Origin of the sequence: Pseudoalteromonas sp. '520P1 No. 423', from assembly GCF_001269985.1 — a bacterium.
Lineage (GTDB): Bacteria > Pseudomonadota > Gammaproteobacteria > Enterobacterales > Alteromonadaceae > Pseudoalteromonas.
In genome coordinates this window covers 351,684-366,890 of sequence record NZ_BBZB01000001.1, presented here as the reverse complement: position 1 = coordinate 366,890, position 15,207 = coordinate 351,684, and the positions used below count along the sequence as shown (strand labels likewise).

General features: G+C 35.0%; 11 protein-coding genes. 3 read left to right on the top strand and 8 right to left on the bottom strand.

Translation table 11 applies throughout. The features are described from left to right. Nucleotides 1–34: 34 nt before the first annotated feature. On the bottom strand, nt 35–1,069 hold the full coding sequence (locus PSA_RS01720; protein WP_042148962.1) for a M48 family metallopeptidase: 1,035 nt from the start codon (nt 1,067–1,069) through the stop codon (nt 35–37). Between the two features lie 12 nt (nt 1,070–1,081). Then, a complete protein-coding gene (locus tag PSA_RS01715) occupies nt 1,082–2,116 on the bottom strand; it encodes a YjgN family protein (protein ID WP_052380125.1) in 1,035 nt (344 codons plus the stop codon). 265 nt (nt 2,117–2,381) lie between these two features. Between PSA_RS01715 and PSA_RS01710 the strand changes: the two genes are divergently transcribed. The 3 genes from PSA_RS01710 (at nt 2,382) to PSA_RS01700 (ending at nt 7,155) form a co-directional block, all read left to right on the top strand. Further along, on the top strand, nt 2,382–2,603 hold the full coding sequence (locus PSA_RS01710; RefSeq protein ID WP_042148958.1) for a hypothetical protein: 222 nt from the start codon (nt 2,382–2,384) through the stop codon (nt 2,601–2,603). 628 nt (nt 2,604–3,231) lie between these two features. Then, nucleotides 3,232–4,440 (top strand): pentapeptide repeat-containing protein, encoded by a 1,209-nt coding sequence (locus PSA_RS01705; protein WP_042148955.1) that lies wholly within the window; start codon nt 3,232–3,234, stop codon nt 4,438–4,440. Between the two features lie 447 nt (nt 4,441–4,887). Then, nucleotides 4,888–7,155: an aminotransferase class V-fold PLP-dependent enzyme gene (locus tag PSA_RS01700; protein ID WP_042148952.1), complete on the top strand. Its 2,268-nt coding sequence runs from the start codon at nt 4,888–4,890 to the stop codon at nt 7,153–7,155. 339 nt (nt 7,156–7,494) lie between these two features. Here PSA_RS01700 and PSA_RS01695 read toward each other — a convergent pair whose 3' ends face one another. The 6 genes from PSA_RS01695 to PSA_RS01670 form a co-directional block, all read right to left on the bottom strand. After that, nucleotides 7,495–7,794 (bottom strand): LEA type 2 family protein, encoded by a 300-nt coding sequence (locus tag PSA_RS01695; RefSeq protein WP_042148950.1) that lies wholly within the window; start codon nt 7,792–7,794, stop codon nt 7,495–7,497. Between the two features lie 112 nt (nt 7,795–7,906). Then, nucleotides 7,907–9,217 (bottom strand): M20 family metallopeptidase, encoded by a 1,311-nt coding sequence (locus PSA_RS01690; RefSeq protein ID WP_042149095.1) that lies wholly within the window; start codon nt 9,215–9,217, stop codon nt 7,907–7,909. Nucleotides 9,218–9,285: 68 nt separating this feature from the next. After that, nucleotides 9,286–9,984, bottom strand: a complete 699-nt coding sequence (locus PSA_RS01685; protein ID WP_042148947.1) for a GNAT family N-acetyltransferase — start codon at nt 9,982–9,984, stop codon at nt 9,286–9,288. 249 nt (nt 9,985–10,233) lie between these two features. Beyond that, nucleotides 10,234–11,571, bottom strand: coding sequence for a leucine-rich repeat-containing protein kinase family protein (locus PSA_RS01680; RefSeq protein ID WP_042148944.1), 1,338 nt, complete (start codon nt 11,569–11,571; stop codon nt 10,234–10,236). A gap of 129 nt (nt 11,572–11,700) precedes the next feature. Next, nucleotides 11,701–14,088 (bottom strand): endonuclease, encoded by a 2,388-nt coding sequence (locus tag PSA_RS01675; RefSeq protein WP_052380124.1) that lies wholly within the window; start codon nt 14,086–14,088, stop codon nt 11,701–11,703. 305 nt (nt 14,089–14,393) lie between these two features. Continuing rightward, a complete protein-coding gene (locus PSA_RS01670; RefSeq protein ID WP_082305599.1) occupies nt 14,394–15,203 on the bottom strand; it encodes a helix-turn-helix transcriptional regulator in 810 nt (269 codons plus the stop codon). Nucleotides 15,204–15,207 lie beyond the last annotated feature (4 nt).

Here is a 15,207-nt window from a genome sequence, read left to right as displayed (position 1 = left end):
TAAAGCGCCTTTTGTATTTAGTTTGATTGATAAATTATAATGCGGATTTAAACTGCTCTGCTAATTTAACTCTTTGCTCGGTGCTTGGATGAGTTGATAGAAAATCAGTGAAAGAACCTGATTGCGAATCATCATCTGCTTGATAATAACTTTCTAAATTTCTCATAATTGATACAAAGCTTTGTAATGGAATATTATGTTTATCGAGCTGCTGTAGTGCGTAATTATCTGCTTCAATCTCAAATTCCCTTGAGTAAGACATATCTAAAATTAAAGTAGGCAAACCTGTAATTAAATCAAAAGTCTCAACATCACCAGTGATAAACACTACCATAAGTGTGATCATGGCATCTTGTAATATTCTTTGCGTCATGTGTTTATGTTTCAAGTGACCTAATTCGTGAAACAAAACAGCAACTAATTGATCATCAGATTGTGCCAACTTAACAAACTCATCAGTGAATACGATAACACCGTTAGGTAAAGCCAGTGCATTTGCTTGCATGCCAGATCTAAATTCAAGTTTAGGTGTTAAATCTGAATGCAGTGCTAAATACGGTGAGGCTAATGCTCTAATTTCTTGCTGTTTATCCAACGATAATTCAGAAGGTTCAAATACGGTATTATCTAGCACATCTAAGCTAGAAAAAAACTTATCTGAAGTAAAGCCAGGGGCATTATGCGCGATTACTTTTGCTGCTGATGGGATCCCATAAACAATGGCGCTATATAAAAAAACAATCGTGGCAAGCGTAAATACCGATATCATCGGCAAGTTATTTTCTAAGCGATATAACAATGATTTGTTATTGCTACTATGCTGCCATTGAGAAAAAGTATCAACATCGTCATTATTATCGGTGATAAATAATTGCGCATCAGTAAAAGCGATTTCTCTAGGTGTATTGCCTAAGCGAGATTCTATATTGCATTGTTTAAAATCAAAACACAGTGATTGCTGTTGATCAGTCAAATGAATATGTATGAGTTTATGGTCATTAATCACCTCTAAACGCGCATTATGGCGTTTAGAGGTTTTACCATCTAAATAGATTCCGTCTATTAACATGGTGTTCCTTGCTTAAGCAAAATCAAATACTTGACCCATTTCTTCACCTAATGCGCTGATATTTTCTTTTTCAGCTGCTGTAAAGGTGTCTAAACTACCTTGCGCATGCATTGTAATACATGAACAGATATATTTAGTCATTCTTACTTTTGCTGCAGGTAGGTATAAGCCCAGAGTGATAATGGTAAAGAATAAGTTGATTAAAATAACTTTGGTTTGCCCTGTTACTGTTAGTTTTGCATCAAATTTATGTTCTACTAAACTTAAGCTTGCGTAAAATACATTGGTCATAGACACCATAAAATAAACAAATAAACCAAAATAAACCGCAAAGATAACAAAAGGAGAAATCATTGCAAAAGCTGGTACTAAATAAGTGAGTAACCCCATAGGAATACCAATTGCTAATGCAATGCCTATCATAGTTAAAAAGATCATGCCGTAATCTTTATAAGTCGCTTTAAAATCAAATTGAGTTGTACCGTATGCGCTATTTCTTACAAAATACTCATTGGCTTTAAGGATAGCTAAAGGATATAAAATGCCCAATGTTAACACACCTAATAATGGCCAAATATAAATCACCATAAAGGCTTCGCCATAAGAGCCTTTAAAGCGAAATTGTATGTTTTTATATGCCGACATTCTATTAGTAAATGCCACTGATTGATTCACAAAATAAGGAATGGCAAACACGAGTGCTATGGCAATCATCACTCCAAAGATAGGGGCATAAATACTTGCAACATAGTAAGCAATAAAAGCGACTATTGCGATAATTCGACCTTTTAATATGGTGATCGGATCTGCTAGATAGCGAAAGTTAGTATTTTCTAAATATAGATTTGAATAAAAGTAACGATTATTTCTTACCGTAGCCCAAGCTGAATAAATACCTAAAGTGACTATGGTTAATAATATATTCACAATCCAAATTTTGAAATATTCCATTCCGTCTCCACGGAACTCAAAATTTAGAATGCTAGTTTGTTTTGGTGCATCAGCACCGTGTGTTATAGATGCGTTCTCTGGCACTTCTGTGTTCATCTTATTTCCTTGATGTTATTGTTTTAATCTTACTTCAACAGATGTGAAGTAAGCGGTAGATAGTATACATACTTTGTTACAGGTACAGTAACTAAATATTTCACATGGCGTTTTAAAATGTGGTTATAGGGTAAGGTGTAGGAGCTGGCTTTAGCCGCGAATGGCATTTAAAAACCAGTTGAGTTAGCACCGTTTACAACGAATGTGTAGAATTACTTTAATGCTAAATATCAGTATCAATATAATAATTAATGAGGTTTAAATTTTGACACAAGAAAGCAGTATTAGTGATGTGCAATCACAAGAGTTAATGGATGTAATTTCAACTAAATGTGATGAATTGGATTTGAGCCCAGAGCAAATTTTAGATGGTATTGCTCGTTCATTATTAGGTGCATCAGTTGCTTTTGGTACTAAAGATTTAAAAGTAGCTATTGAAAATGTTGGTACAGTTCAGGTTTCAGTTGTAGATGGTGGGAATTCGTAATTAATATAGGAATGGCTTTAGCCACCAATAGTGTTGTTTGATATTTGTGGTTGAACTCAGTTATTAGTTTTTACATAGCAACTTTCATCCGTCATTCCCGAGGTGTTTTATCGGGAATCTTGTTTGTGAGTTTGATTTTAAGCCTGAGTTCAACTCGGTTTTTTGTTCATTCTTTTACTCCCTTCTAAAACAAAGACCAAAAAGAATGAACCACAAATTTATCGGGAATAAATTTGAACAGTTTTAGCTGACCCGTAGGGTGAAATACAGGACGTATTTCATAACAAAAAGTCGCCCCTGCTTTTATAAATAATTGGCACACTGATCTTCAAACTTTCAATTTATGTGAACGCAAACGTCATGAGAGCTACGTCCATGTAGCAAGCATGACTTAGCAAACATCCTGTTTGCTATTGCTCATCAATTAAAACTTTTCAGGTGTGATTAAAGGGAAATTGGAGTCAAAATTGATATTTGTGCACGATGCAAGACCTGACCCCGTTGTTTTTTTGACCCCGTTGTTTTTTTTCCGTTGTTTTTTTAATCATAAAATCATGTAAATGATGCTTAATAAGTTGAAATATATTAAATTATAACTTCTGAAAATGATGTTAGGGGCGTTAGGTTAATGGAATTCGATGTGCTACATGAAAGGGAAGCGCTAAAATTAATATTACAAGGCTCTGGGCCATGGAATGACTTCTTTAAGGAAAATGAAAATACTCATATCAAGCTTGATAACATTGATTTTGACTTAGAGAAATTAAAAGAGAAGTACGTTAACGATACAGAAATCACTGAGCTTCTTAATTTAGCTAGGTCAATTAGCTTTTCACATTTTATCTTCAATGACAAAACCACATTTACGAAATCAAACTTCTATTCATATGCTAATTTTCAACATACTCAATTTAGAGGTGATGTAAACTTTCAAGGTGTAACATTTCATAAATGCGTTAATTTTAGAGGAGCTACTTTTTCAGGAACGACATTTTTTAATAAAGCTATTTTTAAGTCTAAATTAGATTGCTCTAATGCGGTGTTCGAAAAAGACCTTAACCTTATGTTAGAAGATGACTCTGCCTCTAAAGATATTGCATCAAGTCAACCCAGAGAAATAGTTTTTTATAAAGCAATCTTTAATGAAAGTGTTCACTTTGATAATACCAATAAAGAAGGTGTCAGAGTAGATAAGCTCTCATTTCAAGGGGCGTCATTTGCAAAGATATTAGAGTTAAAAGGGGATTTTGACTGCGTGCCAGATCTGCGACTGACAAAAACAAGTCACCATGTTGATTTAAGCCAGTTAAACGTTAAATTAAGAAGAACGGCTAAAATTTGCTGTTTTCGTAAACCAGTTGAGACTGAAGATGCTGAGTGTCTTTGCAGGTTAAAAGAAATAGCAGAGTCCAACAAGAAGCACAAAAAAGCCTTAGCGTTTCATGCTGATGAGCAAAGAGCGAGAAGGTGGGGAGAGTTGAATAGTCTTCAATCGTTATTGGATAAGCTCTTTTCAATAACAAGTAATTATGGTCAGAGTATATTAAAGCCATTTTGCTTGTTATTAATTTCAATTTCTTTGTTTGTCCTTTTTAATTGGGTTCAGACTAACGACTCAAAACTTAAGCATAGATTTGAAAAGTCACTTACTTTATCGGTGGCGCTTTCAACCCCATTTATCTCACTTTCAAAAGGCACAAAACAAGAGGCTCAAAAGAGTTTATATCCTGATGGTGTGCCAGATTACTATACTTTGTTTGGCTATACCCACTCGGGGGTTTCATACCTATCTATTTTCTTGTTTGGTTTGGGTTTGAGAAATAGATTTAAACTTTAGAGAACTATTAAGTGCTATTGATTGTGGGATACAAATTGAATTGTATAACTGAAAAAGCCAACATTGGAATAGTTCAGATATGAATCAAAATACCCCAAAGTGATGCGTTTCAATTCATATTTTGATTCCCCCTTGAAAACACAAAACTAAAAAGGTTTTGCGTTTAATCGGTCATCATATTTATTACCTTATATCTTTTTGTATGACTTAACCTTAACCACCAAGCTTTCCTTTGTTTTACCCTCTTTAATAAAAGCTCAAAATTTCATCAGATTTTATTGTTTTTAAAAAACCTCTATACACCTGTTTTATATGGCTTGTTTTGATTTTGCTCAATTTGAACAAAAATTAAAGCTTGAATCGTGATGTTATCTTGTTAATATAGCTATATGTAATTACTTATATCATTTAGTTATATTTGATTGAATCAATATAAAGAGCCTGTATATGACCGTCCAAAAATCTTTAAGCCAAATTTATCTTGATGCCAATGCAACGACGCCGGTATTGCCACAAGCTGCAGCTGCGGCTTTAACGACGATGGAAACGATGTTTGGTAATCCAAGTAGTAGCCATATTTCTGGTCTGCAAGCGAAGCAGATTATGGATAATGCGCGTGATAAGGCTAAACAGGTTTTAGGGTCAGGTAATGGAGAGGTTATTTTTACCAGTGGTGCGACTGAAGGTATTCAAACAGGTATTTTATCTGGGCTTTATAGTGCTAAGTCGCAAATGCAAGCTGGTAAAAAGTACACGATTTTATATGGCGCAACTGAGCATAAAGCGGTACCTGAGTCGTTAAAGCATTGGAATAATATTCTTGAAATTAATGCAGAAGTAAAAGCGATTCCGGTTAATCGTGATGGTGATTTAGATTTAGAGTTTATTGCTAATGAAGTACCCAATGCTTTAATGATTTGTACTATGGCGGTGAATAATGAGACTGGCGTTTATCAAGATTTAGCACGTTTAGAAAAAGTAATACGTGATAATAACGCCGGTATTTACTGGATGGTTGATTGTGTTCAAGCACTTGGTAAAACATCTTTAGATTTAGCCAATACGAGTATTGATTACGCACCGTTTAGTGGTCATAAATTATATGGCCCTAAAGGCATAGGTTTTGTTTATATTCGTGAAAATGCACCTTTTACACCATTTATTGCTGGTGGCGGTCAAGAAGGTGGTTTGCGCTCTGGTACTGAGAATTTACCGGGCTTAGCGGCATTGAATGTGATTTTTGATATGTTGTTATCAACTAACGATGAATCTTTTACTGATGTTGAGCAACTACATAATTTTAGAGCGCAATTAGTTGCAGCACTTAAGCAGTCTTTTCCTGAAGTGGTATTTAATCATAGCTTTGAAAATAGCGTGCCTACCACGTTAAATTTTGCGATTCCTGGTTTTAGCTCTAAAGAAATTATGGATTTATTTGATGCGGCTAATATTCGTGTGAGTTCAGGTTCTGCTTGTAGCTCTAAAGTAACACGTAGTTTTGTATTAGATGCTATGGGTTTACCTGCATGGCAAAGTGAGTCGGCGATCCGTATGTCGTTTGGCCCTGCGATGACACAAGATCAAATTGATATGGCGTGTGAGCGTATTATTCAATCAGCACAAGCTTTAGGTCAAAGCTGTTTAACCCTTGATGCAGATGATTTAAATCCTCGCGCAGATCTGGCAGGTTTAGTGCAGTTTAAAGTTGGTGGTAGTTGTACTTGGTTATATGTAGATCAAGCAACAAAATCTGCGGTAGTAATTGACCCGCTTGCAGAAATCACTGAAAGATTATCAACCGTATTAAATTGCCAAAATTTAACGTTAACTGCGGTGATTGATACTCATGGTCATGCCGATCATGTATCTGATCGCGGTCAATTGGTTGATAATTTAGATTTGTCACAAAAAACAGGTGCATTAGGTTGGCCAGTTCACTGTGACGCTAAAATATTAAATGGTCAAAGCTACCCTATGATCAAAGTGGGCGAAAAATACTTAGTAAAAGTAGCAACGCCAGGTCATACCGATGATAGCATTAGTTTAGTTTTATGCTCTGAAGTAAATAACCAGCTTAAAACAGAGTATGTATTCTGTGGCGATATGATTTTAATGGGCAGCTTAGGGCGAACTAACTTCTCAACAAGTAGTTCAGAGCAAATGCTACAAAGTATTCAGCTATTACACAGCATAGTAGGCACTGACAGTTTGTTATGTGCTAGCCATGATTATCATAATGAATTTGTGACCACCATAGCGGCAGAGATGGGTCGTAACTGCTTATTATCTCGCGTGATTAATAAAGAGATTACAGTTGCCGATTTTGTAACAGAAAAAACAGCGCTAGATACTAATATTAATGATGAAACGGGCAGTGAAATCATGTGTGGTGCGTTTGTAGAGTCTTGCAATACAAAACCTGTTATTGATTATAACTCGCAAACTTTATCTGATGCTATGTCTCAGTCAGGTGATATGACGCTAATTGATATTAGAGAACCACATGAATATGCATTAGGACATGCGCAAAAATTTGGTATAAACGTACCGCTTACGCGTTTGGTTGATTTTATTGGTGCACATCAAGATAAGTCTGAGCAACTAGTATTAGTATGTCGTAGTGGCAGTCGCTCTCATATTGCAGCGCAAGCATTGGCACGTTTAGGCTATAAAAACGTAGGTCATTTAAAAGGCGGTTACGCTTTAAATAACTAAACTTTAATCATTTAGTAAAGCCATCAATATTTATATATTGTTGGCTTTTTTGTTTTGGTTTAATGCTAAAAATAGATTACCGATAATTCAACTAGGGAATGACCTCGGTTAAGGTTTTTCTTATCGATGATTGATTCTATTGCTTAACAACTACATCCGTGTAGAAAATTAGAGCCTCAAGTAACGTTATTCTTCCATTCGTCATCTCCGAAGGTTTTAATCGGAGATCTTGTTTTATGTTTGAGTCAGCGTTATATATTTAAGTATTGATGATGAGATTCCCGATAAAACAACTCGGGAATGACTTTCCTCAAAGTATAATTGTTTACTGAAATGATCCTACAACAGACTAGTTAAATTTGAGCTCTGGGTTGTCTTATAGTTAAATAGCGGGCTATCTACTTTGATTGTCAGTGGCAAGTTTGGATTTTTTAATAGGCTAAAAACATTGGTAATTAATTGATTGGTTTTTAAGGTCAAAGGAATGTTAATTTTATCTTTACCTTGGGTAATTTTTTGGTTATTTAAAACACCATTCAGTAATGACTTATTACCCGTTGAGAGTGAATAATTAACTTTATCTAAAGGTAATACAAAGTCGTTTTTATTATTAATGTTAAAGCTTGCCATTAAAGTCATTTCATTAATGTTCGCCTTTTTAATTGTCAATTTGTTAACTGATATACCAAGCCAGGTAAACTGAAGATTGTCTCCTAAAGTAGTTTGGATTTTGTGTGATAATTACAATCGCTTATTTTTGTTGAGATAAACGATAAATTAATATTGCAGTTTTTTCGATATTTTTATTTAAAGTGGTTAAGTCTGCTACTTCATTTTTAGTATGTGCACCCCAGCCCATTAACCCTAAACCATCAAGTGCCATATCAACATGTTCTGCGGCAAATGAAATATCGGCAGCGCCAGCTTTTCGAGGGTTAGCAGGTTTTACTGGGTTATAACCTAAATCTTGACTGATTTGACTATATTGCGCTAATAAATCTAAGTTCCCTTGTGTGAGCGCCATAGGAGGATAACCGGCTTCAAAAATAAGTTCAGCACTTGTATGGTTTAGGTTGTTTTTAACGATATTTAGCATCGTTTGCTTAGCTTTTTTAAGTTGGCTGTTTGATAGCGCCCTTAAATCACCTCTTACTTTAGTTGTTTGCGCTATCACATTGCTTTTACCAAAGGCTGAACCGCTAGACTTAGCTTTATCGTAGTCAATATTAGTGCCGCCAATAATCATGCCTGGGTTAAATGTAAGGTTTTCTTCTTGTTCTAATTGCGCTCGAAAAGCTTCTAAAATACGGGCTGTTTCATAAATTGCACCGTAGCCGATTTCTTCATTAAATATTTGTGACGAATGTGCTGGTTTGCCTGATACATTTAAAGTCCAGCCGGTATAACCTCTACGAGCAGCCATGCCAGTATTAATATTGTTATCACCATTTTCAAAACCTAATGCAATATCTGCCCAAATTGCGCTATCTACGATGGCTTTTTTAGACAAAGATAAAGGTCGGCCACTGCTTTCTTCATCGCCTGTTAACAGCACTTTGATACTGATGTTATCAAGTAAATTAAGCTTTTTTAAAATACGCATTGCTGAAATTATAATGGTATTGCCGCCTTTCATATCGGCTACACCTGGCCCTGCGGCTTGCGTATCACTTAACATTTTAAATTTTTGAAAGTCATCATTTTTTGCAAATACAGTATCTAAATGACCGATCATTAAAACTTTAAGTGCATTAGGTTTTTTACTATTATGGGTTGCTAAAATATGGCCTGCGCGATTAAATTCGCTGCCATCTAGCCATTGTACATCAAAGCCAATATCAGATAACTGTTGTTTGGCCAATTCGCCAACTTGCTTTACACCTGCAATATTCATTGAACCACTATTGATATTAACGGCTTGTTCTATTTCTTGTAAGGCTTTTGGTATGGCTAATTTAACTTCAGTAACAATCTGTTTTTCATTGTGATCTAGGTACGCATTTGCGTGTGTTAATGATGTAAAACAACATACTAATAGTAATAATGTGGGTATTTTTATTATTTTAAACATAGCTTAAATATCATTTTATTTATTAATTTTAAGTATGTTTAATATCTAGTAAAACCCCGTTATTTACAATGAGTATATGCGGAAATTTTATCGTTTTTTTGTTTCGGATTTTGATATAAAAAAGGCTCCATATTTTTAGGTGTAGGTACATTAAAATAAAGATATTTTAATGGTACATCTAATCTTAATAATTTAAATTCTCTTGAACTGGTTAACCGTTTAAATAAAGGGAGTACGCGTTTTTTAGGCTTTAGTGGCAAGGAAGATAAACTCGGTTTATACATATATGCACCAAGTTTCATATACAGTGCCATTGCTCCTATGCTGGTCGACGAGCCAAGTATGCAATTTACTTTAAAATGATTAAAAGCGTATTGATTGCCTTTTCTGATTAATCGACGACCTAATTGTAAGTTTTGAAAGTCAGGGTGAACTATAGCTCTAGAGCCTATGGCAAAGCGTTTTATATTGAAATGCTTTGCGATATCTTGCGCCCATTGTGGTGCCATTTTAATAAAAGGCACAAAATAAATTTGGCGAGCAGCTATGATTTGATTGTTGTATTTAAACTCTAAAATATATAGGTTTTCTAAGTGTTCGTTATGATCAAATAAGTCATTAACCGTTAAAGTTTTATAATGACGATTTAATAAATTAAGTAGTGAACTTTTATGCGTTAATGATATTGCTTTTGCATTGATAATATCAAAGCTTAGCGCATTTGAATGCGCATCAATCTGAATAATATTTTGTTCCATAAAAACCACCAAAAATCTCAATGAAAAAATGTCAGAAATCGAAATTTAACCATTAATTTTTACTGCTAGATGACAAGTACGTTTAATTTTTATGAGAAGGTGGTGGATCTGTTAATGAATAAAACTGCGTTTTTTATAAGAGCCTAAATTAACGCCTTTAGATTTGTATATTAGATTATGAAAAGCAGATAAATACTGTTTTTATCTGCTTAGGATTGGGTTAAAAAATAATTAAGTAATAGAGTGAGATTACTCAACAGTCATTTGTATCAGTGAATGAGTTATACCGCTTAACACCTGATGAATCTCAGCAAATTTTGGTCGCTGAGATGTTATTTGCTGCATACAGTTATCTTTTATCTTGTAAAGCTGATCAACCACTAAATTATTTTCGTTATTCAAAGATAATAAATCATCTAATAAGCAACCAAACGCACGAACTTCAATACTTTCAATGGCTTCTTGTTGAATACGTGTTAAACCAGATAAATCAGTTGCAGCGCCAAAGTCACCAAATAACATGTCACAACGATTATTGAACATCGTATTATGCGCATAGATATCACCATGACTTACTTTGTTTTTGTGTAAATGCGCTAAAGTAGTGGACATTTGTATTGTGATTTTAAGTATTTCAGAAATAGAAAACGAAGTGTTGGTTTCGAATGTATCTCTAGTACAGGTTTTTAATGAAGGTGGTAAGCCTAAATTACCATAAGTACTTGGTATTAATTCCATAACTAAGCCAAGTTGATTTGTTTGGGCTATTTTGCCAATAACTTTAATTAAATTAGGGTGTTCGCCCGCTGTAAGACAACAATTTAATTCATCTTGAGGATAGCCATCACTCGTTACTTCGCCTTTAAATAATTTAACAGCAATATCTTGTGAGGTACCCGTTAAGCTATTTGGTTGATTAAGCCATTTTGCTTTATGAATACAACCAGATGCGCCTTCACCAATCTGCTGGGTTAATTCAAAATCAGTCAGTTTTACTTGTGCAACTTGGCTGTTATTGGATGTATTAGCATTAAAGTCATTACCTGAGCATGCAAACCACGCAAGTTTAGGTAATTGTATTAACCAATCAGGTAATGCTTTTAATTTATTAGCTGATAAGCGAATTAATTCTAAATTTTTACAGTTTGCCATTGTATCTGGCAGCTTAGTCAGCTCATTACCCGCCAGTGCCAGCTTTTGTAACCTGTGTAATTTACCTATATTGTTAGGTAATTTTTCTATTTTATTATCGGTTAAAATTAACCAACGTGTTTGCACTGGTAATGCATTATCTGCGATGGTTTTAATTTTATTGGCTTTAAAACCTATCATTTCTAATTTAGGGCATTTACCTAAAGCATTAGGTAGGTGTTCAAATTCATTATTTGAAATAAATAGGATTTTTAATTGATGTAATCGATATAGGTCTTCAGGCAAACTTGAGAGTTTGTTGTTAGATAAGTCTAATATTTCTAAAGAATCGGCTAAATCAAAAATCTCTTGTGGAAACTGAGTCAACTCTTCTACAAGTTGCAGCCGCTTAATTCCGTTTAACTGTCCCGCCTTGAGTTGCGCTAAAGTTTGCAAATTAATAATCCATGTTTAAAAAATACTAAAATCGCGGTTATGGTAGTTTATTAGCTGTATTTGAGGAAGTTTTGATTGTAAGTTTTTAAAAAGCCTCTCTAGTGGTGAACGAGAGAGGCTTAGGGGATGCTATTTACGTCTGAATAAAGTTAAACCAATTAACATCGTAAATAAGTAATACAGCGAACCACCACTTGAAGATTTATTTTCTTCAGGCTTAGCTTCTTCCGTTTTATTTGTAATGTTAAAGCTTGCAATTTCAGTAACTGTTTCACTATCCTTTGTAATTGTTACACTAAAGCTAATTGCAGTATCACTGTCTACATCAGGTGCCGTAAATGTAATGTTCGCTTCGGTTGTATTTGAAAGTGTAATTTCAGGACCACTTACTTGTTGCCAACTGTAAGTGACATCTTCTAGGTTAGCTGAAGCTGTAAGTGTTATTGATTGTCCTTCTTCAACATTTTGAGCACCAGAAATACTAGCTGTTAATGCTTTATCTACAGGTGTTTCACATTGTTCTTTATAAATAACATCAACCCATTCTGGATGATCTATATACGGGTTACGGTTACCTTGATATTCGTAAATTGTATTATTTCGTTTTAATTCAAATTCATCAATTGGGTCATTTTCATGCCATTCTAATAAAGTACATAATTTGCCAAGTTCACCTATGCCATCAGAGAAACCTGTGCGTAATGTTTCTGCCTTATCAACTAATACAAGATCAGGCATGTTTGAGACATTACCCACTTCATAACGTGTATCCATATAGAACATCATACGCGCAACGTCACCCTTAACTGGATTTCTTGGTTCCCATGAAATTGAACCATTTTTTGAGTTTTCGGGTGCTTCTATTACCGGAGTACCGCCATTACCAAAGTCATTATCACTACGTTGTGTATTCATTGATACATCAGCAGGGCGAAGATGATGAATATCTGTATAACCTAATTGGCTAGAATCAGGAAAACCATGGCTTTTAGCCCAAACGTGTTCGCGATTCCAGTAATCTTGATTGGTTGAAGCAGAACCAGATCCATTCTCAGCTTTAGGAATTGAACGACCTGAATAAATTAACAGAATATTATCTGCGATAGCAGGATCTTGATCTGTATAAGTCATTGCAGTCCATACTTCAGAATAACTAAGCTGTTTATGAAATGCTGATATATCTTGTGTGATAGCTGCTTTGAAGGCTGTTTTGTTACTTTCATCTGCGGCAATCGTATTTGTGTAATAAACACTATCGTTAAATGTAGCTTGATCTGCCACTTTAGTAATATCTGGACAGTTTGTACAAATGCTTTCGCTACCACCGCCGGTTCCATCACCGGTTTCAGTACCTACACCTGGTTGTGGCTCAGTGCCTGTACAGATATCTTCACCAGTACAACCAAGGCCATCTGCAGTATCTTTATCAAATACAGACCATTGTGATAACTGACTTGTAAAGTCATCATCAGAAATAGTATCACCAGTTAATACAGTTCCTAATCGACGTAAGGTTTTATCTTTAGAATCAAAACCTGAGTCATTTGTCCACTGTTGGCGAACGCCAACTTGACCAAAACTATCAACAACGCCATCTTTATTTGATAACACAATGGCATCATCACCGTTGAATGCAATGACGTTTGATGCTTCAATCCCTTGAGGTGCTTCTTTCTTAAAGTCATCGGTTGCGCCGTTATTGTATATAACAATACTTGAACCGGGTACTAATAAACCTTGTAATAATGCCTCAGAGTTTGCTTCACTGGCACCATTAGAAAATAGCTCTAATTTATATCCTTCAGGTGCTAAATCAACGTCAGAGCCACCAATGTTAGATATTTCGATAACTTTATTGTTACTACCACCTTCAATGTACTCTGAAATAATCACAACACCTGGCGGTGTATTATCGACTTCTTCAATAGGTAGAGGTTCATTACCTGTACAAGCAGCTTCACCCATGCAGCCTAAGCCGTCAGAAGTATCTTTATCAAAAGTAGCCCATTGTGACATTTGACTAGTAAAATCCTCGTCAGAAATACTATCGCCTTCAGTGATACTTTCTAAGCGGCGTAAGGTCTTATCTTTAGAATTAAACCCATCATCATTAGACCATTGTTGACGAACACCCACTTGACCAAAGCTATCAACAATCCCTGCTGAATTAGATAAAACAACAGCATCATCACCATTAAAGTTAGCTGAACTACTGCCATCAATACCTTGTGGTGCCGATTTTTTAAACGCATCTGTTGCACCATTATTATAAATAACAATACTAGATGAGGGTATTAAAGTGCCAATCAGGTCTGTTTCACCTGTTGCCGTTGCTGAGCCATTGGAGTACAAAGAGAGCTTGTAACCTTGCTCTTTCAGATTTACATTCTCAGTGCCAAGATTGGATATTTCGATCACTTTATTTGTGCCACCACCTTCAACGTACTCAGTGATCACAACATTTGCGTGGGCGTGTGAAACAGCTAATCCAGCTAGAATTGGTATTATTTTTTTCATTTCAGTCTCTAATTGATAATAATGTAAAAAATGTTCATTAAAGAGGCGGCTTTGTAATTTTAATATCTTAAAACCGACTGTATTTTATGGTTATTTCTACACTTGAAGTGGCAATAACTATATTTAAGGTAAGCGCCTTTATGATCGGTAAAAAGGGTTTGATGTCATTCATAATTTCTTGTTCATAAAGTATTTAAATCAATATATTAAAAGTGATGAGTAAGTTTACTTATTGAATAAAGTTAAGGTGTTGGATGGTTGTTTTGAATAAAGGAGGCGAAATGTAGCAAATTGACGAATACTGTTTATTTAATATTTACAAATTTTCCAGGTGTAGTACCTGTTTGTCTCTTAAACATTTGAATAAATGCAGGCAGTGAGTCATATCCTAAACTTAAAGCGACATCTGTCACTGATCTATTTTCACTTAGCCATTGAATTGCTTTATGTAATCTTAATTGTTCTCGCCATTTAGTGAAGTTAATACCGAGTTTTGAGTCGAATCGTCTGGCTATTGTTTTTGTACTAGCGCCCAATTCCTGTGACCACATTTGTAATGTTTTATTACTATCAGGAGTTTTTTGCTGCCAAATCAGAATGGGTAACAATAATGGATCGTTTGATAAAGGCAGGCATAAAGGTACTTGTTCTAGTTGTGTTATTTCATCAACTAGCACATTAAGTAAGCGGGTTTGTTGCTTAGTAAAACTAGAATTGATGGTTTCAGAAAAGGGAAAGTGAGTTGCCTTGCTAATTAACTCTCTGGTTAAACTATCAACTTTTAATACTGTAATATCTTTATCTAATTGATTTATTAGACCTTTCTGTAGATGCACACTGCGAAGTTTTGCCCCATTAATTGTGGCAATACTATGAAGTTGATTGGCTGGTATCCATATAGCTTGCCCTGATGGAATAAGGTGATCGCCTTTAATGCTATTGACTTCTAATAAGCCTGATACTGCATAAATCAATTGGTCCCAATCATGTTTGTGACCAATTACTTTTCCTCTAGGAGGCAAATCTTTTGCTTTCATAAAAACTGGATAAGGCAGTTTTTTGAATATACTCAGCCTAGGTTTAAATAATTTCCAGTCGTGTCCGTTAGTCGACATAAAT

Coding starts and splice junctions, on each gene's coding strand:
- PSA_RS01720 (WP_042148962.1), bottom strand. CDS start 1,069: ATGTTAATAGACGGAATCTATTTAGATGGTAAAACCTCTAAACGCCAT.
- PSA_RS01715 (WP_052380125.1), bottom strand. CDS start 2,116: ATGAACACAGAAGTGCCAGAGAACGCATCTATAACACACGGTGCTGAT.
- PSA_RS01705 (WP_042148955.1), top strand. CDS start 3,232: ATGGAATTCGATGTGCTACATGAAAGGGAAGCGCTAAAATTAATATTA.
- PSA_RS01700 (WP_042148952.1), top strand. CDS start 4,888: ATGACCGTCCAAAAATCTTTAAGCCAAATTTATCTTGATGCCAATGCA.
- PSA_RS01695 (WP_042148950.1), bottom strand. CDS start 7,794: ATGACTTTAATGGCAAGCTTTAACATTAATAATAAAAACGACTTTGTA.
- PSA_RS01685 (WP_042148947.1), bottom strand. CDS start 9,984: ATGGAACAAAATATTATTCAGATTGATGCGCATTCAAATGCGCTAAGC.
- PSA_RS01675 (WP_052380124.1), bottom strand. CDS start 14,088: ATGAAAAAAATAATACCAATTCTAGCTGGATTAGCTGTTTCACACGCC.
- PSA_RS01670 (WP_082305599.1), bottom strand. CDS start 15,203: ATGTCGACTAACGGACACGACTGGAAATTATTTAAACCTAGGCTGAGT.